The sequence below is a fragment of the Kosakonia sp. S42 genome (genome assembly GCF_016624785.1).
Taxonomy (GTDB): Bacteria; Pseudomonadota; Gammaproteobacteria; order Enterobacterales; family Enterobacteriaceae; genus Kosakonia; species Kosakonia cowanii.
Window position 1 is genome coordinate 37,576 of the sequence record NZ_JACVTW010000001.1, and the last position, 23,264, is coordinate 60,839.

The 23,264-nt window shown below is 57.3% G+C and carries 26 protein-coding genes; 14 read left to right on the plus strand and 12 right to left on the minus strand.

The genetic code is table 11. The annotated features are described in order from the left end of the window. Positions 1 to 2: 2 nt before the first annotated feature. On the minus strand, positions 3 to 1,235 hold the full coding sequence (gene moeA / locus IAE50_RS00155; RefSeq protein WP_200579266.1) for a molybdopterin molybdotransferase MoeA: 1,233 nt from the start codon (positions 1,233 to 1,235) through the stop codon (positions 3 to 5). A gap of 170 nt (positions 1,236 to 1,405) precedes the next feature. On the opposite strand from moeA, the gene gsiA reads away from it, so the two are divergent. The 6 genes from gsiA to IAE50_RS00185 all read left to right on the plus strand — a co-directional run bounded on the left by gsiA (position 1,406) and on the right by IAE50_RS00185 (position 8,121). Further along, positions 1,406 to 3,277 (plus strand): glutathione ABC transporter ATP-binding protein GsiA, encoded by a 1,872-nt coding sequence (gene gsiA, locus IAE50_RS00160; protein ID WP_192869573.1) that lies wholly within the window; start codon positions 1,406 to 1,408, stop codon positions 3,275 to 3,277. Positions 3,278 to 3,310: 33 nt separating this feature from the next. Continuing rightward, entirely contained in the window at positions 3,311 to 4,849 is a 1,539-nt protein-coding gene (gsiB, locus tag IAE50_RS00165) for a glutathione ABC transporter substrate-binding protein GsiB (RefSeq protein WP_200579267.1), read from the plus strand. Between the two features lie 49 nt (positions 4,850 to 4,898). Beyond that, positions 4,899 to 5,819, plus strand: a complete 921-nt coding sequence (gene gsiC, locus IAE50_RS00170; RefSeq protein WP_200579268.1) for a glutathione ABC transporter permease GsiC — start codon at positions 4,899 to 4,901, stop codon at positions 5,817 to 5,819. 2 nt (positions 5,820 to 5,821) lie between these two features. Next, positions 5,822 to 6,733 carry a glutathione ABC transporter permease GsiD gene (gsiD, locus tag IAE50_RS00175; RefSeq protein ID WP_034813897.1) on the plus strand — a complete coding sequence of 304 codons (912 nt, stop codon included), beginning with the start codon at positions 5,822 to 5,824 and terminating at the stop codon, positions 6,731 to 6,733. A 182-nt stretch (positions 6,734 to 6,915) separates the two neighbouring features. Then, positions 6,916 to 7,134 (plus strand): hypothetical protein, encoded by a 219-nt coding sequence (locus IAE50_RS00180; protein ID WP_200579269.1) that lies wholly within the window; start codon positions 6,916 to 6,918, stop codon positions 7,132 to 7,134. A gap of 258 nt (positions 7,135 to 7,392) precedes the next feature. After that, complete coding sequence (locus IAE50_RS00185) at positions 7,393 to 8,121, plus strand: HNH endonuclease (RefSeq protein ID WP_200579270.1); 729 nt, start codon at positions 7,393 to 7,395, stop codon at positions 8,119 to 8,121. A gap of 317 nt (positions 8,122 to 8,438) precedes the next feature. Here IAE50_RS00185 and rimO read toward each other — a convergent pair whose 3' ends face one another. From rimO to IAE50_RS00205, 4 genes are all read right to left on the minus strand, one after another. Then, on the minus strand, positions 8,439 to 9,764 hold the full coding sequence (gene rimO / locus IAE50_RS00190) for a 30S ribosomal protein S12 methylthiotransferase RimO (RefSeq protein WP_200579271.1): 1,326 nt from the start codon (positions 9,762 to 9,764) through the stop codon (positions 8,439 to 8,441). A 152-nt stretch (positions 9,765 to 9,916) separates the two neighbouring features. Next, positions 9,917 to 10,228: a hypothetical protein gene (locus IAE50_RS00195; protein WP_232045049.1), complete on the minus strand. Its 312-nt coding sequence runs from the start codon at positions 10,226 to 10,228 to the stop codon at positions 9,917 to 9,919. A gap of 8 nt (positions 10,229 to 10,236) precedes the next feature. Further along, positions 10,237 to 10,581: a cupin domain-containing protein gene (locus IAE50_RS00200; RefSeq protein ID WP_200579272.1), complete on the minus strand. Its 345-nt coding sequence runs from the start codon at positions 10,579 to 10,581 to the stop codon at positions 10,237 to 10,239. 72 nt (positions 10,582 to 10,653) lie between these two features. Beyond that, a complete protein-coding gene (locus tag IAE50_RS00205; protein WP_200579273.1) occupies positions 10,654 to 11,544 on the minus strand; it encodes a DMT family transporter in 891 nt (296 codons plus the stop codon). A 102-nt stretch (positions 11,545 to 11,646) separates the two neighbouring features. Between IAE50_RS00205 and IAE50_RS00210 the strand changes: the two genes are divergently transcribed. Beyond that, positions 11,647 to 12,981 (plus strand): PLP-dependent aminotransferase family protein, encoded by a 1,335-nt coding sequence (locus IAE50_RS00210; protein ID WP_200579274.1) that lies wholly within the window; start codon positions 11,647 to 11,649, stop codon positions 12,979 to 12,981. On the opposite strand, the gene IAE50_RS00215 is transcribed toward IAE50_RS00210, so the two are convergent. Together IAE50_RS00215 and IAE50_RS00220 are read right to left on the minus strand one after the other, a co-directional pair. Next, entirely contained in the window at positions 12,978 to 13,727 is a 750-nt protein-coding gene (locus IAE50_RS00215) for a nucleotidyltransferase domain-containing protein (RefSeq protein WP_200579275.1), read from the minus strand. The two genes, IAE50_RS00210 and IAE50_RS00215, sit on opposite strands and share 4 nt — an antisense overlap. 14 nt (positions 13,728 to 13,741) lie before the next feature. Beyond that, positions 13,742 to 14,491, minus strand: a complete 750-nt coding sequence (locus IAE50_RS00220) for a DeoR/GlpR family DNA-binding transcription regulator (protein WP_094422890.1) — start codon at positions 14,489 to 14,491, stop codon at positions 13,742 to 13,744. A 104-nt stretch (positions 14,492 to 14,595) separates the two neighbouring features. Here IAE50_RS00220 and IAE50_RS00225 point away from each other — a divergent pair, with 104 nt between their 5' ends. Together IAE50_RS00225 and IAE50_RS00230 are read left to right on the plus strand one after the other, a co-directional pair. Further along, positions 14,596 to 14,982, plus strand: coding sequence for an NUDIX hydrolase (locus tag IAE50_RS00225; RefSeq protein WP_200579276.1), 387 nt, complete (start codon positions 14,596 to 14,598; stop codon positions 14,980 to 14,982). Positions 14,983 to 14,996: 14 nt separating this feature from the next. After that, complete coding sequence (locus IAE50_RS00230) at positions 14,997 to 15,599, plus strand: LysE family translocator (RefSeq protein WP_200579277.1); 603 nt, start codon at positions 14,997 to 14,999, stop codon at positions 15,597 to 15,599. A 10-nt stretch (positions 15,600 to 15,609) separates the two neighbouring features. Here the strand turns inward: IAE50_RS00230 and IAE50_RS00235 are convergent, their stop codons facing one another. Beyond that, a complete protein-coding gene (locus tag IAE50_RS00235; protein WP_200579278.1) occupies positions 15,610 to 16,068 on the minus strand; it encodes a YbjP/YqhG family protein in 459 nt (152 codons plus the stop codon). A gap of 192 nt (positions 16,069 to 16,260) precedes the next feature. Here IAE50_RS00235 and IAE50_RS00240 point away from each other — a divergent pair, with 192 nt between their 5' ends. Continuing rightward, positions 16,261 to 16,926, plus strand: coding sequence for a DUF2625 domain-containing protein (locus IAE50_RS00240; RefSeq protein WP_200579279.1), 666 nt, complete (start codon positions 16,261 to 16,263; stop codon positions 16,924 to 16,926). Between the two features lie 121 nt (positions 16,927 to 17,047). After that, positions 17,048 to 17,941, plus strand: coding sequence for an alpha/beta hydrolase (locus tag IAE50_RS00245; RefSeq protein ID WP_200579280.1), 894 nt, complete (start codon positions 17,048 to 17,050; stop codon positions 17,939 to 17,941). On the opposite strand, the gene IAE50_RS00250 is transcribed toward IAE50_RS00245, so the two are convergent. Beyond that, on the minus strand, positions 17,942 to 18,523 hold the full coding sequence (locus tag IAE50_RS00250) for a histidine phosphatase family protein (protein WP_200579281.1): 582 nt from the start codon (positions 18,521 to 18,523) through the stop codon (positions 17,942 to 17,944). A gap of 18 nt (positions 18,524 to 18,541) precedes the next feature. Next, entirely contained in the window at positions 18,542 to 18,925 is a 384-nt protein-coding gene (locus tag IAE50_RS00255) for a helix-turn-helix domain-containing protein (protein WP_139568160.1), read from the minus strand. 110 nt (positions 18,926 to 19,035) lie between these two features. Between IAE50_RS00255 and IAE50_RS00260 the strand changes: the two genes are divergently transcribed. Next, on the plus strand, positions 19,036 to 20,085 hold the full coding sequence (locus IAE50_RS00260) for an NAD(P)-dependent alcohol dehydrogenase (protein WP_094420382.1): 1,050 nt from the start codon (positions 19,036 to 19,038) through the stop codon (positions 20,083 to 20,085). 10 nt (positions 20,086 to 20,095) lie between these two features. Here IAE50_RS00260 and IAE50_RS00265 read toward each other — a convergent pair whose 3' ends face one another. Beyond that, positions 20,096 to 20,461, minus strand: coding sequence for an SH3 domain-containing protein (locus tag IAE50_RS00265; RefSeq protein WP_200579282.1), 366 nt, complete (start codon positions 20,459 to 20,461; stop codon positions 20,096 to 20,098). A 183-nt stretch (positions 20,462 to 20,644) separates the two neighbouring features. On the opposite strand from IAE50_RS00265, the gene IAE50_RS00270 reads away from it, so the two are divergent. Both IAE50_RS00270 and IAE50_RS00275 read left to right on the plus strand, forming a co-directional pair. Further along, a complete protein-coding gene (locus tag IAE50_RS00270; RefSeq protein ID WP_042718451.1) occupies positions 20,645 to 21,028 on the plus strand; it encodes a biofilm formation regulator BssR in 384 nt (127 codons plus the stop codon). A 130-nt stretch (positions 21,029 to 21,158) separates the two neighbouring features. Beyond that, positions 21,159 to 22,265, plus strand: coding sequence for a PQQ-dependent sugar dehydrogenase (locus tag IAE50_RS00275; protein ID WP_200579283.1), 1,107 nt, complete (start codon positions 21,159 to 21,161; stop codon positions 22,263 to 22,265). Positions 22,266 to 22,417: 152 nt separating this feature from the next. Here IAE50_RS00275 and IAE50_RS00280 read toward each other — a convergent pair whose 3' ends face one another. Further along, the gene (locus tag IAE50_RS00280) at positions 22,418 to 23,047 is read right to left on the minus strand and encodes a glutathione S-transferase family protein (RefSeq protein ID WP_200579284.1); all 630 of its coding nucleotides are present in this window, start codon (positions 23,045 to 23,047) and stop codon (positions 22,418 to 22,420) included. Between the last annotated feature and the right edge of the window lie 217 nt (positions 23,048 to 23,264).

Sequence of the window (23,264 nt, forward strand, 5' to 3'; positions counted from 1 at the left end):
CGTCAGCCTCCGAAGAGATGATTAAACATCTCCACATCTACCCATTCGCCCGCCGCCACGTTGCCGCGCTCGCGCTCCAGCACCACAAAGCAGTTGCCCTGGCTGAAGGAGCTGAAAATGTGCGAGCCCTGATGGCCGGTGGTGCGCACTTCGAGCGTGCCATCTTCGCCACGGCTGACAATCCCGCGCTGGAAATCGAGGCGTCCCGGCGACTTTTTCAGCCCGCCGATAACGCGCGCGCGAAAACGCAGTGGCGTCACATCCGCGCCATTGCCGCTCAGTTTCGCCAGCAGCGGCAGCACCAGTTGGTAGAAGGTTAATGTGGCAGAGACCGGGTTGCCCGGCAGGCCGCAGAACCAGCTATTTGTTAGCTTGCCGAACGCAAAAGGTTTGCCCGGTTTGATCGCCAGCTTCCAGAAGGCGATTTCACCCAACTCATCAAGAATGGTTTTGGTGTAGTCCGCTTCGCCCACCGACACGCCGCCGGTGCTGATCACCACATCCGCCTGGCTGTCGGCGGCGATAAAGGTGTCGCGCAGTTTCTGCGGATTGTCCGGCACAATTCCAAGGTTAATCACCTCATAACCAAGCTGTTCCAGCATCAGGTGGACTGAAAGGCGGTTAGTGTCGTAAATCTGCCCGTCAGCCAGCGGCTGGCCCGGCAGTTGCAGCTCATCACCGGTGGAGAAGAGGGCTACGCGCACTTTGCGCACCACGCTGACGTCGGCAATGCCGAGAGAGGCGAGCACCGGCAGCTCGGCGGCGGTCAGTTTTGTGCCCGCCGTAAAGACGCTGGCGCCTTTGGCGATATCTTCGCCCGCGCGGCGAATGTTTTGGTTAGCGCGCACCTCAGCGGTAAAACGGATGCCGTCGTTGCTCTGCTCCGTCTGCTCCTGCATCACCACCGCCTCGCAGCCCGCCGGGATCGGTGCGCCGGTCATAATGCGTATGCAGGTGCCTTGCGGCCACTCGCCGCTAAAGGGCTGCCCGGCAAAGGCTTTGCCTGCTACCGGCAGCGCATTGCCGCCGTTGAGATCCGCCAGGCGCACGGCATAGCCGTCCATCGCCGAGTTATCAAAACCGGGGACATTCAGCGGCGAAACAACATCTTGCGCGACTACGCGGCCAAAACAGGCGAGCAGCGGCAGGGTTTCATGCTCAGTAAGCGGTGAAATGCGTGACAGCATTTTCGACAGCGCCGTCTCCAGCGAGATCAGGCCATTTGCAGATTCCATAATTTCTATCCAGTCAACGCGAGAAGCGGCCATTATGGCAGAAAAGGGGAGGGGTCAATATGACTTGCGTCTACCTCATTGTTATCACATTGCTTTACATCGTTGTAACGACTTCCTATATTCAGAAATCGTCTTTCCCAAAGGCAGCTATCGTAAAAAAGGAGAGTGGGGTGTCGCAAGGCTTTGAACCAGAGGCAGACGTGGTTCTTGACGTCAGCAATCTGAATATCGCATTTAGCCATGAGAAGCAGCTTACCCCGGTGGTACGTAACCTCTCTTTTAATCTGAAACGGGGCGAAACGCTGGCGATTGTCGGCGAATCTGGCTCCGGGAAGTCGGTTACCGCGCTCTCGCTGCTCAAGTTGATTGAGCAGGCGGGCGGCGAAGTGAACTGCGATCATATCTGCCTGACGCGGCGCAACCGCCAGAAGGTCGATATCAACACGCTCTCCTCCTCGCAAATGCGCAGCGTGCGCGGGGCGGATATCGCGATGATTTTCCAGGAGCCGATGACCTCGCTCAACCCGGTTTTCCCGGTTGGTGAGCAGATTGCCGAGTCGATTCGCCTCCATCAGAAACTGGGCCGCGAGCAGGCGATGCGCGAAGCGCGGCGTATGCTCGACCTGGTACGCATTCCCGAAGCGCAATCCATTCTCTCCAGTTTTCCCCATCAGCTCTCCGGCGGCATGCGCCAGCGGGTGATGATCGCCATGGCGCTCTCCTGTCGCCCGGCGGTGCTGATTGCCGATGAGCCAACCACCGCGCTGGATGTCACGATTCAGGCGCAGATTTTGCAGCTTATCGCCGTGCTGCAAAAAGAGATGTCGATGGGGGTGATCTTTATTACCCACGATATGGGCGTGGTAGCGGATATCGCCGATCGCGTGCTGGTGATGAACCAGGGCGAAGCGGTGGAGACCGGCAGCGTCGAGTGCGTCTTCCGCGACCCGCAGCACCCCTATACCAAAGCGCTGCTGGCGGCGGTGCCGAAGCTTGGCGCGATGAACGGCAGCGATCTGCCGCGCCGCTTCCCGCTTATCTCGGCGAAAAACCCGCAGGTGCAGGAGCCGGAAACGGAGCAGGATACCGTGGTGCCCGGCGAGCCGATTTTGCAGGTTCGCGACCTGGTGGCGCGCTTTCCCCTGCGCGGCGGCTTGCTTAACCGCATCACCAAAGAGGTGCATGCGGTAGAGGGCATCAGCTTCGATCTCTGGCCTGGCGAAACGCTGGCGATTGTCGGCGAATCAGGCAGCGGAAAATCGACCACCGGACGCGCGTTGCTGCGGCTGGTAGAGAGCCAGGGCGGCTCGATTACCTTTAACGGCGAGCGCATCGACACCCTGCCGGATCACAAGATGAAGCTGGTGCGCCGCGATATTCAGTTTATTTTTCAGGATCCGTACGCCTCGCTCGATCCGCGCCAGACGGTGGGCGATTCAATTATTGAACCGCTGCGCGTGCACAATCTTCTCGGCGAAGCGGAAGCCCACCAGCGCGTGGAGTGGCTGCTGGAGCGCGTCGGGCTGAAGCCGGAGCACGCCTGGCGCTATCCGCACGAGTTTTCCGGCGGCCAGCGCCAGCGTATTTGCATCGCCCGCGCGCTGGCGCTGAATCCGCGCGTGGTGGTGGCCGATGAGTCCGTTTCGGCGCTGGATGTCTCGATTCGCGCGCAGATCATCAATTTGCTGCTCGATCTGCAGCGCGAGTTGGGGATCGCGTTTCTCTTTATCTCCCATGATATGGCGGTCGTGGAGCGGATCAGCCACCGTGTGGCGGTGATGTATCTTGGGCAGATTGTTGAGATCGGCCCGCGCCGCGCGGTGTTTGAAAATCCGCAGCACCCCTATACCCGCAAGCTGATGTCGGCGGTGCCGGTGGCCGATCCTGCCCACCAGCCGCCGCAGCGGGTGCTCTTATCCGATGATATGCCGAGTAATATTCGTAAACGCGGGGAAACAATGCAGCGCGTACAGCTGCAAAACGTGGGGCCGGGTCACTTCGTCGCCAGAACGACGCCCGGCAGCACGCAGTCGCGTTTTTAATTGATGACAGACAGGGTTTTTCAGGAGAGCAGCATGACAGAGATCATTTCCCGACACTGGCGGGCCGTTGCAGGCGTGGTTGTCGCGCTGACCGCCCTCCCGGCATTTGCCGCGAAAGATGTGGTGGTAGCGGTCGGTTCCAACTTCACCACCCTTGATCCCTATGACGCCAACGATACACTCTCGCAGGCAGTCGCTAAGTCCTTCTATCAGGGGCTGTTTGGCCTCGATAAAGAGATGAAGCTGGTCAATGTGCTGGCAGAGGGTTACACCGTCTCCGACGACGGGCTGGTCTACACCATCAAGCTGCGCAAAGGGGTGAAGTTCCAGGACGGCACCGATTTTAACGCCGAAGCGGTGAAAGCGAACCTCGATCGCGCCAGCAACCCGGCGAACAGCCTTAAGCGCTACAACCTTTATAAAAACATCGCCAGCACCGAGGCGGTCGATGAGAGCACGGTGAAGATTACCCTCAAGCAGCCCTTCTCGGCGTTTATCAATATCCTCGCCCACCCGGCGTCGGCGATGATTTCACCGGCGGCGCTGAAAAAATATGGCAAAGAGATCGGCTTCCACCCGGTCGGCACCGGCCCCTATACGCTGGACGCATGGAACCAGACCGATTTTGTGAAGGTGAAAAAGTTTGCTGGCTACTGGCAGCAAGGCCTGCCGAAGCTGGACTCCATCACCTGGCGCCCGGTGGTGGATAACAACACCCGCGCGGCGATGTTGCAGACCGGCGAGGCGCAGTTCGCCTTCCCCATCCCCTACGAGCAGGCGGCGGTGCTGAAACGAAACAGTAAGCTGGAGCTGGTCACCAGCCCGTCGATTATGCAGCGCTACATCAGCATGAACGTGACGCAAAAGCCGTTCGACAACCCGAAAGTGCGCGAGGCGATCAACTACGCCATTAACCGCCAGGCGCTGGTGAAAGTGGCGTTTGCCGGTTTTGCCACGCCAGCGACCGGTGTATTGCCGCCGACTATCGCCTATTCACAGAGCTATCAACCCTGGCCGTACGATCCGGCTAAAGCGCGCGAGCTGCTGAAAGAGGCCGGCTATCCGCAGGGCTTCACCACCACGCTCTGGTCTTCCCATAATCACAGCACCGCGCAGAAGGTGTTGCAGTTCACGCAACAGCAACTGGCGCAGGTGGGGATCAAAGTGCAGGTGACGGCGATGGATGCCGGGCAGCGCGCGGCGGAAGTGGAGGCGAAAGGGCAGAAGCAGAGCGGGGTGCGTATGTTCTATACCGGCTGGACCTCTTCGACCGGAGAAGCGGACTGGGCGCTCTCGCCGCTGTTTGCGTCATGGAACTGGCCGCCAACCCAGTTCAACACCGCCTTCTACAGCAACCCGCAGGTTGATAAAGATCTGGCCGACGCGCTGAAAACCACCAGCACAGATGAAAAAGCGCGGCTCTATAAAGAGGCGCAGGATATCCTCTGGAAAGAGTCGCCGTGGGTGCCGCTGGTGGTTGAGAAGCTGGTTTCCGCTCATAACAAAAAGCTGACCGGTTTTTACATCATGCCGGATACCGGCTTTAGTTTTGATAACGCCGATTTGCAATAGATAACTCACGCCGCCTTGCTGAACTGGGGGCGGAGTGAGGGAAGATGAGATGCTGAATTATATTATTAAACGCTTGCTGGGCCTGATTCCGACGCTGCTGATTGTGGCCGTGCTGGTGTTTCTGTTTGTCCACCTGCTGCCGGGAGATCCGGCGCGCCTGATTGCCGGGCCGGAAGCGGATGCCGAGGTAATTGAGCTGGTGCGTCGACAGCTCGGGCTGGATCAGCCGCTGTGGTTGCAGTTCTGGCACTACGTCACCAGCGTGTTGCAGGGGGATTTCGGCGTGTCGATGGCGTCGCGCCGCCCGGTGGTGGAAGAGATTGCCAGCCGCTTTATGCCGACCTTCCTGCTCACCCTCACCAGCATGCTGTGGGCGATGCTGTTTGGGCTGGGCGCGGGTATCGCCGCCGCCGTGTGGCGCAACCGCTGGCCCGATCATCTGGGGATGGCGGTGGCGGTGACGGGGCTTTCGTTCCCGGCCTTTGCGCTCGGCATGCTGCTGATGCAGGTCTTCTCCGTTGAGCTGGGCTGGCTGCCAACCGTTGGCGCGGAGAGCTGGCAACACTATATTCTGCCGTCGCTGACCCTTGGCGCGGCGGTGGCGGCGGTGATGGCGCGCTTTACCCGCGCCTCCTTCGTCGAGGTGCTCAATGAGGACTATATGCGCACCGCGCGGGCAAAAGGGGTCAGCGAAAAGTGGGTGATCCTCAAGCACGGCCTGCGCAATGCCATGATCCCGGTGGTGACGATGATGGGGCTGCAGTTTGGCTTCCTGCTCGGCGGATCGATTGTGGTGGAGAAGGTCTTCAACTGGCCGGGGCTCGGGCGTTTGCTGGTCGATTCGGTGGAGATGCGCGACTACCCGGTGATTCAGGCGGAAGTGCTGCTCTTCTCGCTGGAGTTTATTCTTATCAACTTAGTGGTGGATGTTCTCTACGCCGCCCTTAATCCCGCTATCAGGTATAAGTAAGGATGCGATTGTTAAACTGGCGTCGACAGGCGATTTTAAATGCCATGCCCACGGTAAAACCGGGGCATGTGCGCACTCCGTGGCATGAGTTCTGGCGGCGCTTCTGCCGTCAGCCCGTGGCCATGACCGCCGGGCTGTTTGTCCTGCTGCTGATCCTGCTGGCGGTGATTGCGCCGTGGATCGCCCCGTTTGATGCGGAGAACTACTTCGATTATGACCGGCTGAACGAGGGGCCATCTCTGGTGCACTGGTTCGGCGTAGACTCGCTCGGGCGCGATATCTTTAGCCGCGTGCTGGTGGGCGCGCAGATCTCGCTGGCGGCGGGTGTTTTCGCGGTGCTGATTGGCGCGGCGATCGGCACGGTGCTGGGGCTGCTGGCGGGTTACTACGAAGGGTGGTGGGATCGCATCATTATGCGCATCTGCGATGTGCTGTTCGCCTTTCCGGGTATTCTGCTGGCGATTGCTGTCGTTGCGGTTATGGGCAGCGGTATGGCGAATGTGATTATCGCCGTCGCGGTCTTCTCGGTGCCGGCGTTTGCCCGGCTGGTGCGCGGCAATACGCTGGTGCTGAAACAGCAAACCTTTATCGAGTCGGCGCGCAGTATCGGTGCCAGCGATGCGGTGATCCTCTTCCACCATATTCTGCCGGGCACGGTCTCCTCCATTGTGGTCTATTTCACCATGCGCATTGGCACCTCGATTATCTCAGCGGCCAGCCTCTCGTTCCTTGGCCTCGGTGCTCAGCCACCGACGCCGGAGTGGGGCGCGATGCTTAATGAAGCGCGTGCGGATATGGTGATTGCCCCGCATGTGGCGCTCTTCCCGTCGCTGGCGATCTTCGTCACGGTACTGGCGTTTAATTTGCTGGGTGACGGGCTGCGCGACGCGCTGGACCCGAAAATTAAGGGGTGAGAAGGGGGGCGGAGTTAATAAAACTAACGCGGGCACCAACTCATTGAGATGAGATTCAACTAATGTCCGCTCTGAGCGAGGAGCGGACGTTGGTCATTCATATATTTACGATTTTCTCGTTGACCTGCCTAGACGTATATATCATTAATTCAGAGACTCATTAGTATGCTCGGAGGTTGCATATGTTGGTATATAACGTTTTTGGAAGGCATATAGGTGTTCAACGTAAGAATGAACGGTGGTTGGTATTTCGTGCTGACTTAACGGAGAGAAAGTTTTCTCGACTTTATGACATCGCTATTCCTGACGATATGACTGAAGGCGAAATTGCCGGCTGGCTTGGTGACATATTCCATGAAGCCGCAACCGAGCGTCACCCAAATGTGGAACGCATCGAATAAGGATTTGATGAATAGCATTACTATGAGTACGCTTTTGGCACAAAGCGGACGAACTAACAGAGCTTAAAGTCCGCTCTGTGCGAGGAGAAGATGTTGGCGATTGTTATCATCCGTCAGTAAGGTTTTACTAGAATTATCATGTGAAAATTAACGAGGCTGGTTTGCTTGAAATGGCGAGGCACAGTTTATTGCGTCCCAATCCTAATGCTGGCATAGTGCAAGGATAAAACTCGAAAAACTCATATAAAGGTCTCTCGCATGAGCGAATCACGGAAGCAATTTATATTATCTAAAGGTGCGACTTGTAATAACTGGAACTGGAGTTGGTCATTTACTAACCATGAAAAGAAAATGGTTATCTTTGGTGCATGGAATTTCAATACTGACAATGATAAATCATTGATAATGCACAAAGATTGGGAATATAAAAACAATCGCCGACAAGCTGGTTACTCTCAAGCAATCGAGCATTTGAAATTATTAGATCAAGGATATAACCTATATATTTTTTATCAAGAAAATATTAGTGATGATGAAGATGGACCAAAGATTGGAGAAATTAGTGACAATATCTTTAAAGCTTACATAAAATATGAGGGAGAAGCCTGGTATGCATACCGAAACGCATTCGACTACTTACCTGATGAAATAAGTGAAGAAGAAAATTATTTTGAAGGGACTCGAAAGCTAGTAGCTGTAAATTCTTATGAAAGAAATAAAGATGCTAGAGAGAAATGCATTAGCATTCATGGGCATAAATGCAAAGCTTGTAATTTTGATTTTGAAAAGAAATATGGTGAGCACGGAAAAGGTTTCATCCATGTACATCATATCATACCCTTGAACATGATAGGAAAGCGTTATAAGGTCAATCCAGAACATGATCTTATACCTTTATGTCCTAATTGCCATGCAATGGTACATCGCTTTAAAAATAACGAATTAGATTTAGAAAAATTGAAAGAACTAATATCATCGTGCAAATAATAATATTAAATAACTTCTCGCCTTTAACCATCATCAAAAGGGGCTCTGTAAGCTAAGCAATGTCGGCTCTTGGCACAAATCAGCCTCTCAATAACTCCCCGATAAAATCATTCAGGCTCAGATTAATAAGAGTGATATTGCCCAACGTTGCTCATCCACGTCCTCGTATCCCAGGACAACGAAAATGCTGCAACATCAGGACAAAGCTGGGCAAATTGCCGGATGGCGCGTAAACGCTTATCCGGCCTACGCATTTGTTGAGCCATTCTCTCGCAATAAGCACAAAAAACCCGGCGGGTGCCGGGTTTTTTTATCGCTTAAACGCGTGTGCCCCACAGGTCATACTCGTCGGCGTTCTCTACTTTCACGCGAACTATATCACCTGGTTTGACGTTAGTTTCACCGTTCAGATAGACCGCGCCGTCGATTTCCGGGGCATCGGCCATGCTGCGGCCAATCGCGCCTTCCTCATCCACTTCGTCGATCATCACCAGGATTTCGCGACCGATCTTCTCCTGCAGACGTTCAGCGGAGATACGCTGTTGCAGCTGCATAAAGCGGTTCCAGCGCTCCTCTTTCACCTCTTCCGGCACCTGATCCGCCAGTTCGTTGGCGGTGGCACCCTCAACCGGGCTGTATTTGAAGCAGCCGACGCGATCGAGGCGCGCTTCGGTCAGGAAGTCAAGCAGCATCTGGAAATCTTCTTCGGTCTCGCCAGGGAATCCGACGATAAACGTGGAGCGCAGCGTCAGCTCCGGGCAGATTTCGCGCCAGCGCTTGATGCGTGCCAGCTGGCGATCAACCGCGCCAGGGCGCTTCATCAGCTTCAGAATGCGCGGGCTGGCGTGCTGCAACGGGATATCAAGGTAGGGCAGAATTTTGCCTTCCGCCATCAGCGGGATCACGTCATCCACGTGCGGGTAGGGGTAAACGTAGTGCAGACGCGTCCAGACACCAAGTTTCGCCAGCTGCTCGCAGAGGCCAACCATGCTGGTTTTCACCGGCTCACCGTTATAGAAGCCCATGCGGTGTTTCACATCAACGCCATAAGCGGAAGTGTCCTGCGAAATCACCAGCAGCTCTTTAACGCCAGCATCGACCAGGCGTTTCGCTTCGGACAGCACATCGCCAATCGGGCGGCTCACCAGATCGCCACGCATCGACGGAATGATGCAGAAAGTGCAGCGGTGGTTACAGCCTTCGGAAATTTTCAGGTAAGCGTAGTGGCGCGGCGTCAGTTTCACGCCCTGTTCCGGCACCAGGCTTAAGAAGGGGTTGTGCTGCGGTTTCGGCACATAGTGATGAACATGGGCGAGAACCTGCTCATAGCTGTGCGGGCCAGTGATCTCCAGCACTTTCGGGTGCACTTCGCGGATCTGATCCTCTTTCGCGCCCAGACAGCCGGTGACAATCACTTTACCGTTTTCATTCAGCGCTTCGCCGATCGCTTCCAGCGACTCCTGCACGGCGCTGTCGATAAAACCGCAGGTATTGACGATCACCATATCGGCATCATCGTAACTCGGGACAACATCGTAACCTTCGGTACGCAGCTCTGTAAGGATGCGTTCGGAGTCGACGAGATTTTTTGGGCAGCCAAGAGAGACAAAGCCGATTTTCGGCTGCAGGTTCACATTGCTCATAGTTCAAAAAGTAATCAGTTATAGGATCTTAGGCGAGGGATTGTACAGAGTTCCGGGCGGGATTTATAGCGGATTATCAGCGCAGCGGCATCGCGTGCGGTAAGTTATTTTGCTTCTTTATAGATTGCTGGCTGCGTGTGTGCAGTATGGCTTTAGTCAGGATCAAGAATCTCCTGCACCCAGTCATCCCAGCATGTGCAGCCAAGGTCTGCGACCACCGCGTTTTCATTGGTCTCCAGCCACCACTTTTTAACGGTGGCATACTCCTCAGAAGTCAGCGCAAAGGGGTGCCAGGTGCCCATGCGGCAATCCTGGTCGCAGGGATCGCTGCCCCGTAACAAGAAGTCGTTCAGAAAGGCCAGCGGGGGAAAGTAACCGCTGCCGTCAATAATGCTGAAAATGCCATACGGCACGTGAATATTTGCAGTAAGAATACGTATCGCTTCCGCGCTCTGGTTCATCATTGACCCTTTTACCGCTCCGCTACATCGGTGCGATCACCGCGCGGGGTCGGGTGAGAGAAGACGATAAACTCGACCGCCGCATCAGAATCATTGCGCGCCTGATGTTTTGCTAAAGGCGGGATCTCAATCCCTTGCTGGGCGGCAATATGCTGCTTTGCACCTTCCAGTTCCATTGTCAGCACGCCGCTGAGCACAAAGAAAAATTGCCGCGAGACGGAGTGATAATGGCGCTGCTCCTGTGTCCCGGCGGGCATTTTCTCATGGATAATCATCATCTCAGGCCGCTTCACCAGGTACCAACCGTCGCACCCCTCGCCCCAGTGATAATGCTCGGCATTCTCTTTTGAAATCATTTACTTCTCCTGGTGTACACCTCTTTCCCTACCGTTATACCCATCATCGACGCGCGGCATAACCTGCCTGAATTAGCGGGCGCACTTCCGCGAGCCAATCACGCAGAGGATAACGCCCAGCGTCACCAGTAGCATCAGCGGGCTGACACGCTCGTTGAGCAGCAGGGCGGAGAGGGCAAGCCCGAAAAAGGGCTGCAACAGCTGTAGCTGGCCGACGGCGGCAATCCCGCCGCGGGCCAGGCCGTTGTACCAGAAGATAAAGCCTATCAGCATGCTGAAGAGCGAGACGTAGCTCAGTGCGCCCCAGGCTTGCGCGCTGATATCAACAAGTGTGGCGGGTTGCGTCAGCCAGGCGGCGGGCAGCATCACCGGAAGCGACAGGATCAGCGCCCAGCAGATCACCTGCCAGCCGCCGAGCGTGCGGGTTAAGGCTGCTCCTTCGGCATAGCCCAGCCCGCACACTATCACTGCCGCCAGCATCAGCAGATCGCCAGTCAGCGACACGGCATGACTCTGCGCCAGCGCAAAGGCCACCACCAGCAGGCTGCCAAGCAGTGAGAAGAGCCAGAAGGCGCGCTTTGGCCGCTCGCCGCCGCGCAGCACCGCAAAAATCGCCGTGCAGAGCGGCAGAAGGCCGAGAAAAACAATCGAGTGGGCGGAGGTGACATGCTGTAGCGCCAGGGCTGTGAGAAGCGGAAAGCCAATCACCACGCCGCAGGCGACGAGCAGCAGGGGGAACAGCTGCGCGCGCTGCGGGCGTGGTTCGCGCAAAACACAAACAAGGAGAATCGCCAGCAACCCGGCGAGCGAGGCGCGCAGAAAGGTGAGGAAAAAGGGCGACATCTCCAGCACGGCGATGCGCGTGGCGGGTAGCGAGCCGCTGAAAATCACTACCCCCAGCAGGCCGTGGAGCCAGCCTGACAGCGCGGAATGTGCCGGTTTGTTTAGCGCGGAGTTCACCATCTTGACCTCGTTATAACTGATTAGTGGGAGCTTGAGCATTGATGGGCTGAATGGTAGGTTGAGCCACTTAAGACAATCAAATTATTGTCATGGATACATTTGATGAAAGCGCGCTACAAACAGCTGGTTGATCGCTTCGCTGTGCAGATCCGTACCGGCGAGCTGCCGCCCGGCACGCGTTTGCCGACGCACCGCTGCCTCGCCGGGCAGGAACATATTTCGCTGGCGACCGCCACCCGCGTCTATCATGAGCTGGAGGCGATGGGGCTGGTCAGCGGTGAAACCGGCCGCGGCACCTTTGTCAGAGAGATTGCCCTTCCTCCCGGTCACGGCATCGATCAGCTTGCCATCGCCAGCGACGTGCTGGATCTCAACTTCAACTACCCGTCGGTGAGCGGGCAGGGCGAGCTGCTGCGCGAGGCCCTCAAACGCACGGCAGTGGAGGGCAATATCGAAGCGCATTTGCGCTACCAGCCTCATAGTGGGCGCATCACCGAGCGAGAGGTCTTCGCCGCGCACTTCACGCAGGGGACGTTTCGCCCGGCGGCTGAAAATCTGCTGCTGGTGAATGGCGCGCAGCACGGCTTGACCATTACGGTTATGGGGCTGCTGAAACCGGGCGATGTGGTGGCGGTGGACGCGCTGACCTATCCCGGTTTTAAGGCGCTGGCCGCGCTTTATCATCTGGAGCTGGTGGCCATTCCGGCAGCGCAGGATGGCCCGGATCTGGCCGCACTGCGCCAGCTCTGCCAGCAGCGGCGTATTCGCGCGGTGTATACCATGCCGACAATGCATAACCCGCTGGGCTGGGTGATGAACAGCCCGTCGCGTAAAACGCTGGCCGCTATCGCCCGTGCTCACGATCTGTTGATCATTGAAGATGCCGCCTACGCCTGGCTGGTTCGCCGCGCACCGCCGCCGCTCGCCTGCTTTGCGCCAGAAAGAACGGTTTATGTCAGCGGATTTTCGAAAAATGTAGCGACCGGCCTGCGGGTTGGAGCGGTGATCTGCCCGCCTGAACTACGGCCTGCGCTGGAACGAGCCATCCGCGCTACGACATGGAATGCGCCGTCGCTCATGACTTCGCTGGTCAGCCACTGGATAGAGGAGGGGACGGTGGTCGAGCTCGAAAAGCGCAAGCGGGAAGATGCCCGGCTGCGCCAGCGAATTCTGCAAGAAACCCTGGCCGGTCTGCCGTGCGTGACCCACCCCGACTCTTATTTTGCCTGGCTGCCGCTCTCTGAAGAGTCGCGCGCCGATCGGGTAGTCAAGCAGTTGATGGATAGCAATATCTCCCTCTCAACCGCTGAGCCCTTCTGCACCGCGCAATCGACGCCGCAGGCGCTGCGCGTAGCCCTCGGCTCGATCGCTGTCGACACCCTGCGAGGAGCGCTGCTGATGATCCGCGAAGCAATAGAGTATGAAGCGAGCCGCTAGCGGCGACTCTCCTCCAGCCAGCGCATCAGCGCGTTAAGCCGGGCGGTGAAGTGCGCCGTGTCATCCTCTGGCGTATGGCACTGTTGCAGCAGCCAGCCGATGGCCTGCTGCTGCTGTGGAAAGCGTTGTATAACCCGGCTGGCATACTCCTCCAGCGTCTCGGGCCAGTCGGTATCCTCATCGCTACGTAACAGGTTGGTTGCGCGCAGCAGTTTACGCGCCGCCGCCCGCTGAAGCAGCCGTGCATCGCTCGCCGCTGCCAGCTGCTGCAGGTAGCCTTGCAGGACGGGAATGAAATCACCGTTTACCGCTATAGCAATCTCGCGCGAGGGGGTAAAAGGGGTGAAGCGCAGGGAGAGATCCTCACCCGACACGCAGCGGCAGTGGTGCTTAAGCCAGTAACCCCAGCTGAACCGGTTTTCGTCGGCCAGCGCCTCTGCCAGCGTGCCGCAATCAAAATCGACTTTGCTGATAACCGGATGCTGCGTCTGCACATGCTCCGCAATCACTCGCAGAAGATCGCGTTCCGCCGCGTTCAGCGCGCGCCGGGTAATCAGGCAGACGTCGAGATCCGAGACCCCTGCCACCGCCGCACCTTTCGCCACGCTGCCGTAGAGGTAAATGCTGTGCACGAGGGTGTCGAACCGGGCGTGTAACAGGCCGATCACCTCATCGACCACCGGGCGAAACGCCGGTTGCAGCGGGGTGTCGGGTAAACAGGCGATAAAGCCGTCGGCATCAACCATCGAAAGCGCCTCCGCTACAGCACGCTGATCTGCAACTGCTGGAACAGCGCGCTCATCTTCTCATCGAGCGGCTCATCGACCAGCAGCGTGCTGGCGAGCGTCAGATCGCCAATGCCAAAGGCCGAGGCGGAGTTGATCTTCTCCGGCGACGCCAGCACCACGGTTTCCGCCGCGCGCTCCGAAAGTGCGCGCTTCACGCAGGCCTCTTCATAGTTACCGGTGGTAAAGCCTGCCTGCTCATGCACGCCGGTGACGCCCATAAAAAAGAGGTCAGCATTGATGCGGCGAATGGACTCAATCATCGATGCGCCCACGGTGACCATTGAGTGTTTATATAACTGCCCGCCGATGACGATCACGTCCACATTTGGCAGGTTAATCAATCCGGCGGCGATGGTCGGGCTGTGGGTGACTACGGTAAAGGCCAGATCCGGCGGCAGCAGGGTGATCATCTCTTCCGAGGTGGTGCCGCCGTCGATGATGACGATATTGCCCGGCTGAATAAGATTGACAGCTTTCTGCGCAATGACGCGTTTTGCATGAATGTTCACGCTTTTGCGTACTTCAAATGGCGCAATCGCCGCCGACACCGCCAGCGCGCCGCCGTGCACCCGTTGCAGCAAGCCATCTGCCGCTAACTCCCTTAAATCCCGGCGAATAGAGTCTTCAGAGATAGCAAAGTGCTGGCTTAATTCGCGGGACAAGACCTGCTTATCACGCGCCAGCATCTCGAGTATCTTCTGCTTACGTTGACTGGATAACACGTTTTCCCCTTACACGATTGATCTTGATCTTGCACGATTATGCATGTTAGCGTGCCGCTTGTCAGCCTGACGATCCTAATTTTACGCAGTTTACAGGGGAAACTATGCACGCCATGCTTATTTTAATTGCCGGACCCGTACGCAGCGGCACAAACGGTGATGATGCGTTAATCAAACAGAATCTCGATGCCATGACGCGGGTTGCCGCTAAGGTGTTCGAAAAGGGCCATACGCCGGTGATTGGCGAGTGGCTGGCGATGCCGCTGGCGGAATCGGCCGGGTCGAAGAAGATTGGCGATGAGATTAGCCAGGTCTTTTTGTACCCCGTCGCCCACCGCCTGATTCAACACTGCGATGCCATTTTACGCCTGCCCGGCGATTCGGCAGGCGCCGATAACGATGTGCGCATCGGGCGCGAGCGGGGCCTTACCATTTACAGCGCCGTTGATGAGATCCCCGACTGCGCCGCGCGGGAGTCATCTGTGGCTTAACGAAACGGGATGTAATGGAAATCAATATCATGGGGTTTATCCCCGTGCTTTTACCCGTCGCGCTCTCTCCGGGCGCGAGTTTTACCCTCGCGATGAACAGCGCGCTGGCCGGCGGGCGGGTCGGGTTGCTGCGCACACTGGCGGGCACCGCGCTCGGCATCTACACCCATGCGCTGCTGATTGGCCTTGGGGTAACGGCGATCCTCGTCTCCTCTCCCGCGCTGTTTAACGTGCTGAAATATGCGGGGGCGGCGTATCTGATGTGGCTTGGTGTGCAGCTGATTCGCAGCGGGTTAACGACGAGTGAGATGACGCTACGCGCGGATGGACCAACGGTGACGCTAAAAGAGGCGTGGCTGGCAAACGTGCTCAACCCAAAAGCGATCGTTTTTTATCTCACCGTGGTGTCGCAATTTGCCGGCAGCCGCGGCGATGTCAGCCACTATCTGCTGCTGGCCACGGTGCATGTGCTGGTGATGGGCGCATGGCTGATTGCCCTGAGCAACGTGCTGGTCTTCTCGGCGAAAAAAGCCAATCCGGCACGGCTCAAAAAAGGGGTGAATGTGGTGGGCGGCGCGCTGTTACTCATCTTCTCCGCCCTGTCACTGCTGCACTGAACAGGGTGTGTCAGTAGAGCTTCTGTTCAAAATGCTCCCCGGCGTCAACCACCCGCCAGATTTTCCACTCGCCCGCCTCTTTACGCGTCCAGACCTGAAGATGAGCATGCTTGTTATCTTCTATACCCAGCCAGACATCCAGCAGCATGTTGTCGCCATCGGGCCGCGCCGGTGAAACTTTGAGGTGCGGGATCCACGCGGGGTCGTAATCCTGGGTGTAGGTGAAGTAGTCCGCTGCGAGGATCTCCTGCTCCGGCATCTCATAAATTTCAGCTATACGCCTCAGCAACTTAGCGGAGACATAGTGCCGCATTTCCGCTGTTTTAATCACTTCGTCCGGCGACGTGTTCTCGAAGGCATGCAGATAGAAGTTATAGAACCCGGTCACGTTTTTCTGTACGTCGGTCGCGGTATTAGCGCTGGCGAAGGGCAGATAACAGGCGAGCAGCAGAGAGATAACCAGACGCATGGCGATTCCTGCGAAAGAGAGGTGGGATAGAAAAAGTGCGCTGATCCTGACATTGACCCAGGGCGGAAGAAAGCCTTTTATGCGCTCCGGCAGGGCAGATTTTGGTAGGGTGCAAAGCGGCTTCGCAGCCTTATGGCCAGGCCGCTTTCCGGTATGATGGCAAAGACTTTTACCCCGCCAGCAGGAGAGCGGATGAAGACCTTAACTGAACTTATCGATGTGCACGATCCCGGCTGGGCGGTGGTGCAGGAGTGGCTTAACGCGGCCAGCAACCCTTACGAGGTGCTGGCGAAAGAGGAGGGCAACGCCGAACAGGCGCTGCTGCAATTACAGGTTACCACCCGCTCCCCGCTGGGGGCGCTGGTGTATGAAACCGGCGGGCTGCTGATTGATGATGGCTGGCTGCGTATTCTCGGCTCCGGCAGCGCGCGGCTGGCGCGCGATCCGATGGGCTGGACGCAAACGGTGACAGACGCGGGATCTTTCGGTGCCTTACTGATTGCAGATGATGCGTCGGGCGGCTTTTTTGCCCTTAACGGCGGCGGGCTTGGAGAGGATATCGGCAACGTCTACTACTTCGCGCCGGATGCGCTGGCCTGGGAAGGGCTGGAAGTGGGCTACTCTGCGTTTGTCGAGTGGGCGCTTTGCGGCGATCTGGCGCTCTTCTACCAGACGGTGCGCTGGGCCAACTGGCGGGAAGAGGTGCGTAACCTCGGCGGCGAGCAGGTTTACGCCTTCTTTCCCTTTCTCTGGACCGAGCCGCAGTTGCCGTTGGATGAACGCAAGCGCACGGTGACGCCGATTGAAGAGCAGTGGCGGCTCGCGCAGGAGCTGGCTGAGTCTATCCCTAAGTCGTAAAGGGGCAGAGCAGCGGAACCCGCTGCCGCTTCTCTGTTGCAATCAATAATGATTCCCATTAACGTCTTCCTCCTGATGTTATCTTCAGCCCGCGCGGCTGATGTACAGGGAGAATGGGATCATGCTTTATCGTTTTCACGCCGTGCGCCTGGCGGCGCTGGCTCTGCTGTTCGCCTGGCAAACAAGTTATGCCAGGCCGGATATGGCGCCGCTCGGGCCGAACATCGCCGATCGCGGCTCTGCTTACTATCACTTCACGCAAAAGCAGTTCGATTCCCGGGATGGCAAACGCCACTACAAAGTCTGGACAGGCGTACCCAAAAAAAGCGCGCCGCCCGGCGGTTTTCCGGTGCTCTATATGCTGGATGGCAACGCGGCGATGGATAAGCTTTCGGAGGCGTTTTTACAAAAACTCTTCGCTGCCAACCCGCCGGTGCTGGTGGCGGTCGGGTATCAAACCGATCTGCCATTCGATCTCGATAGCCGGGCGTATGATTACACGCCACCGGGCACCGCCATGCAGCAGCTGCGCGGCGGAGCGGGCGGTGGCAGTGCAGCGTTTCGCCAGTTGCTGGAGGAGACCATCGCGCCAGCCGTCGAAAAGGGGATTGCCATTAACCCGGCGCAGCGCGGGCTGTGGGGGCACTCCTACGGTGGGCTATTCGTGCTGGAGAGCTGGCTCACTTCCTCCTTTTTCACCACCACTTTTTCCGCCGTGCCTTCGCTGGCGCGCAATGATTTTCAGTTGCTGAAAACGATGGAAGCGGTCTCGCCGCAGCAGGCAGCGGGTAAGCACCTCTATCTTATGGAGGGGGACGGGGATCGCCGCGCGCAGGATGAGAACAGCGAGCCTGGCGTGCTGCCGCGTGTTCGCAGCACTATTGCGCAGCTTGATCAGCATGGCGTCCCGGCTACTTACCGCTTATTCCCCGGCCTGACGCACGGGGCGATGTTCGCCACCTCGCTACAGGCGGCGTTACTTCAGCTCTCGCAGGCGGAAAAACAGTCGCTCTGATTATGCCGCCGGGTTATTGTGCCCGGCGGCAGTGAACGTTACCGATGACCAGTAGCCGTTTCCGGTGTGCTCGTGTTTTGCCCAGCCCGCCTTTTCCAGCTCGCGCGCAATCAGGCGGTTAATCACCCCGTGACCCATGCTGATCACACGCTCATGCTGCTGCGCATGGGCGATCAGCATATGCGCCATTTTCTCTGCCCGCTGCATCGTCTGCTTTTTGGATTCCGGCCCTGCCAGCGCGCCGCTGAGCCAGCAGAGGCGAAACAGCACCAGCCACGTCTGTGGCGAGAGGCGAAGCCAGGGGAGGTTGAATACCGGCAAGGGCGCTTCGCGCAGTTCGTCGGCAATCAGATCGGGGGTGAGGTTCACCGCCTGTAACGACGCACGGGCGCGCGGCAGCGGGCTGCTGATAACAAAAGCGTGGCGTTTATCCGCCAGAACGGCGTGGCAATCGGGTTCGCCAGTGACGCCGGAGGCATCATAGCCTGCAATCCAGCCGGGCATGTCCGTGGCTTTTACCCGTGCGGAACCCTGCTGAGCGCTGAATTCAGGCTCGCCATGACGCATTAAAACTATCTCCATTTCACGCTCCTGTGTGTGTTAGCCCTGTGCTTTACGGTAATGGGCTTCCATCTCATCCAGCGCGGCCTGGTTCTCCAGCCCCCACTGGTACATCTGCTCAATCGGCCCGGCGAAGGTTTTGCCCAGCGGCGTGAGGCGGTAATCGACTTTCGGCGGGACAACGTCATAAACGTGGCGGGCGATCAGGCCGCGCTGCTCCAGCTCTTTTAGCGTCTGAAAAAGCATTTTTTTGGATATCCCTTGTAAGCTGCGTTGCAACTCGCCGGTGCGGGCACGCTCATCAGGCCAGTGGTAGAGCGCGTGCAGCACCATTGTGCTCCATTTGACGGAGAAGAGATCCATCAGGCGGCGCGGCGGCGAATCCGCGTAGAAAAAGAGTTTGCCATCAACCCAGGCTGGCATAAGAAGCCCTCATCTGTGGTCACCAAATGGTAACTACTATCAATTGTGAACCTTGCGGACTATAGTCTGCCGCCTTCACGTTATTAACGCCAGCCCAACCTGGAGGCCTTATGAAAATCAATGCACTGGTCGCGGTCGATGCCGCAAAACCGCTGACGTCCGGCGACATTACCCTTCGCCCGCTGCAAAACCAGGATGTGAAAATCGACATTCTTTACTGCGGCGTCTGCCACTCCGATCTGCATATGGCGCGCAATGAGTGGGCGGTAAGCCGCTATCCGCTGGTGCCGGGACATGAAATTGTCGGCCGCGTCAGCGCCACTGGCGCAGGCGTGTCGGCCTTTCAGGTCGGCGATATTGTTGGCGTCGGGGTGATGGTGGACTCCTGCCGTGAATGCCACTTCTGCAAACAGCATGAAGAGCAGTATTGCGAAGCGGGCTTTACCGCCACCTATAACGGGATTGATAAATACACCGGCGACAGCACCTGGGGTGGTTACGCCGAGAGCGTGATTGTCGATCAGGATTTTGTCGTCTCGGTGCCGCAAAACCTGCCGCTGGCGGGCGTTGCACCGCTGCTCTGCGCAGGCGTTACCGTCTGGTCGCCGCTGCGCCACTTCAACGTTAAAGCGGGTGATGCAGTGGGCGTTGTCGGCCTTGGCGGTTTAGGGCACATGGCGGTTAAGCTGGCGAGCGCGATGGGCGCCGAAGTAACGCTGTTTACCACCTCGCCGGAGAAGGGCGAAGATGCCCGCCGTCTCGGCGCAAAACGCGTGGTTGTTTCGCGCGATGCCGCACAAATGGCCGCCTGCCACACCTCGCTGGATTTTATTATCGACTGCGTCGCGGCACCGCACGATCTCGACCCCTACCTGGCGACGCTGAAAACCAACGGTCGCCTGGTGCTGGTGGGTATTCCCGATCAGCCCCACGCGTCACCCAACATCACGCCGATGGTCTTTCGCCGCTTAAGCATCAGCGGATCGTCGATTGGCAGCATCCGCGAGACGCAGGAGATGCTCGATTTCTGCGGCCAGCACGGCATCACGGCGGATGTGGAGATGATTGGCGGTGAAACGATCGAAAGCGCTTTCGCCCGCATGCTGAAAGGCGATGTGAAATACCGCTTTGTTATCGATATGCAGGCTACGCGCTGGTAAACCGCCAGCCTTACATAAGCGCGACGTGCTCCTGCGGTACCCAGCCGAGGTCGCCGTCCGCTTTTTCTGCCAGATACCAGTCGTTAAGGCTCTGATGCACCGTAAGTCGCTCACCGGTTTGCACGGTCAGTTCGTGCGCGCAGTAGGCCTGCTGGCAGACGCCTTGATGGGTGCTGACTGGCGTAAAGAGCTGCTGGGGCGCCCAGCCCGCTTTTCCCGACTCTAATGTCACCCAAATCCAGCCGCGCCATTGCAAATCGCAGTGGCCAATTTGTGCTCTTTCCCCCTTGCGGATAGTCAGCGGATCGGGATAGGCCGAGCGATAGTCACGGATCACTTTTACGGTAGTTTGCTGCGGGTAAGCGACTGCTTTCATTCTCCTTATCTCCTGACGTCGCGAAGCGCTTTTTTAACAAGCGAAACGGCAGCCCAGCCCAGAGCTGGCGCGGCCTGTGTAAAAGATCGTCAAAAGGAGAATATTATTGACCAAACCCATGCCTTTGGTCAAAAAGCGGCCATACTATTAGTCTGCCCAATGGCTGACAAGGGAGGTAAAAGTATGACCGCTGATGAACTCGCTCGTCGTTTAGTTATGAAGTTGATGGCTGCCAGAACAGACCTTGCGGCCTATATCCAGATGCGCAAAGCGAAAGGGTATATGTCGGTCAACGAAAACGATCGTCTGCGAGAGATGTTTTTTGCCCTGGCGCTGGAGATCCGCGATAAAAGCGAAAGACTGCAAGAGATACAGGATCGCGATACGCGCAGCGCCATGTACAGTGCCGAAGAGGCGCTCTCCTCCGCCGCCGTTTCACTGATGAGCGGGCGAAGAGATTGCGCCAACTTTATCTCGGTGAATGTCGATAAGCTGGAGCGTTCGCTCAATATCCTTGATTACAGCATTCAATATCTGAATGAGCACTCTCCGCTTGCTGAAGCCTGAAGCGCTTCCACACCCTGACCATAAGGGGAGCCCGCTCCCCTTTATGCTTAAGCTTTTGTAAAAGCAAACCCACCCGCGAAATCGATGGCTAACCTTTATCCAGGCTTACCGCTTAATAAAGGAGTGCCGTATGCGCCATCTTCCCCTGTCATTACTGTTTCTCTCAACCTCTGTGCTCGCTGCCCCGGCTGCGGTCAACGTCGATGTCCTGCAAACAAAACTCGATCACCCCTGGGCGCTGGCCTTTTTACCCGATGACGGCGGAATGCTGATCACCCTGCGCGGCGGCGAGTTGCGCCACTGGCAGGCGGGTAAGGGGCTTTCCGATCCGATAAGCGGTGTGCCAAAAGTGTGGGCGCAGGGTCAGGGGGGCTTGCTTGATGTGGCGCTGGCACCTGATTTTGCCTCATCAAGGCGTGTGTGGCTGAGCTACGCCGAAGCAGGGCAGGATGGCAAAGCGGGCACCGCCGTCGGCTTTGGTCGCCTGAGCGACGATGGTAAACAGCTTGAGCAGTTCCAGACCGTTTTCCGCCAGCAGCCAAAACTTTCGACCGGTAACCACTTTGGTGGCCGCATGGTGTTTGATGGCAAAGGTTATCTGTGGGTAGCGCTGGGTGAGAACAATCAGCGGCCGACGGCGCAGGAGCTGGATAAGCTGCAGGGCAAGCTGGTGCGGCTGACGGATCAGGGTAAAGTGCCGGAGGGTAACCCGTTTGCAGGCAAACAGGGTGCGCGGCCGGAGATCTGGTCTTACGGCATCCGCAACCCGCAGGGGATGGCGATCAACCCGTGGAGCCAGGCGCTGTGGCTAAATGAGCACGGCCCGCGCGGCGGGGATGAGATCAACGTGCCTGAAAAGGGTAAAAATTATGGCTGGCCGATTGCCACCAGGGGGATCAACTACAGCGGGCTGAAGATCCCGGAAGCGAAAGGCGGCATTGTCGAGGGAACCGAACAGCCAATTTTCTACTGGAAGGAGTCACCGGCGGTCAGCGGCATGGCTTTTTACAATGCCGATACTTTTAAACAGTGGAAGAACAAGCTCTTTATCGGCGCGCTGAAGGATAAGGATGTCATTGTGATGAGCGTCGATGGCAACAAAGTGAGCGAAGATGGCCGCATTCTTGGCGATCGCAATCACCGTATTCGCGACGTGCGCGTCGGGCCGGATGGGTATTTGTATGTCTTAACCGACGAGAGCAACGGCGAGTTGTGGAAGGTGAGCCCGACATCGTAATCGCGCCGGGTGAGTGCCGGATGGCGCGCAGTTATCGGTGTAGGGCAGGTGCGGTTTGTCTTGCCGGATGGCGGCTGCGCCTTATCCGGCCTACGCGTGCACAATGCTTTTGTAGGCCGGATAAGCGCCAGCGCCATCCGGCAATCAAGCCATCACGTTACCGGGATCATCACGTTATGGCGAAACGCCGGGCGCTCGCAAAGCTGCGCGTACCAGCGCTGCAAATGCGGGTGCGTGGCCCAGCTCAGGCCGGGAATATTAAACAGGTTATAGATAAACGGTGCGACGGCGATATCGCCACAGCCAAACGCTTCGCCCGAAAGCCACGGCGTATTTGCCAGCTCATTATCAAGCAGCTGTAACGCGCCATCGAGCGCCTCTTTTGACGACGCAATCACCGCCTGATCGCGCTTTTCTGGTGCCGTTCGTACCAGGTTCATCAGCAGTGGGCTATGTTTGGGGGCCAGCATACTCAGCGACCAGTCCATCCACTTATCACCCTGCGCCCGTGCGGCAGGCGACTCCAGCCACAGGCGGCTCTGACCATACTGCGCGACCAGGTAGCGAACAATGGTGTTCGATTCCCACAGCACGGCACCGGTTTCGTCGTCGCGCAGCAGCGGCACCAGCCCGTTAGGGTTCATCGCCAGATATTCAGGATCGTGATTAACGCCAAACTCCCGGCCCGCCAGAATATGCTCATAGGGCAGCTCAAGTTCATCCAGCAGCCAGCGCACTTTTTTGACATTCGTCGAATTATTCCTTCCCCACAGCGTGATCATTTTTACCCCCGTGCAAAAGTGTGTTTCAGTGAATCTATCGTGGGCGAAACTTAACGTTCTGGCAACGACTTAGAAAAATAATGCACAACAGGCGCGCAACAGGCTGTTATTGCGTAAACTTTAAAAACTTTACCCAGTAGCGGTTTTTTTCGTTTCGTTTGTGCGTTATTACTCACCGTTTGTTACGGCACGGTGATGTGACGTTTTATTGAAAGGA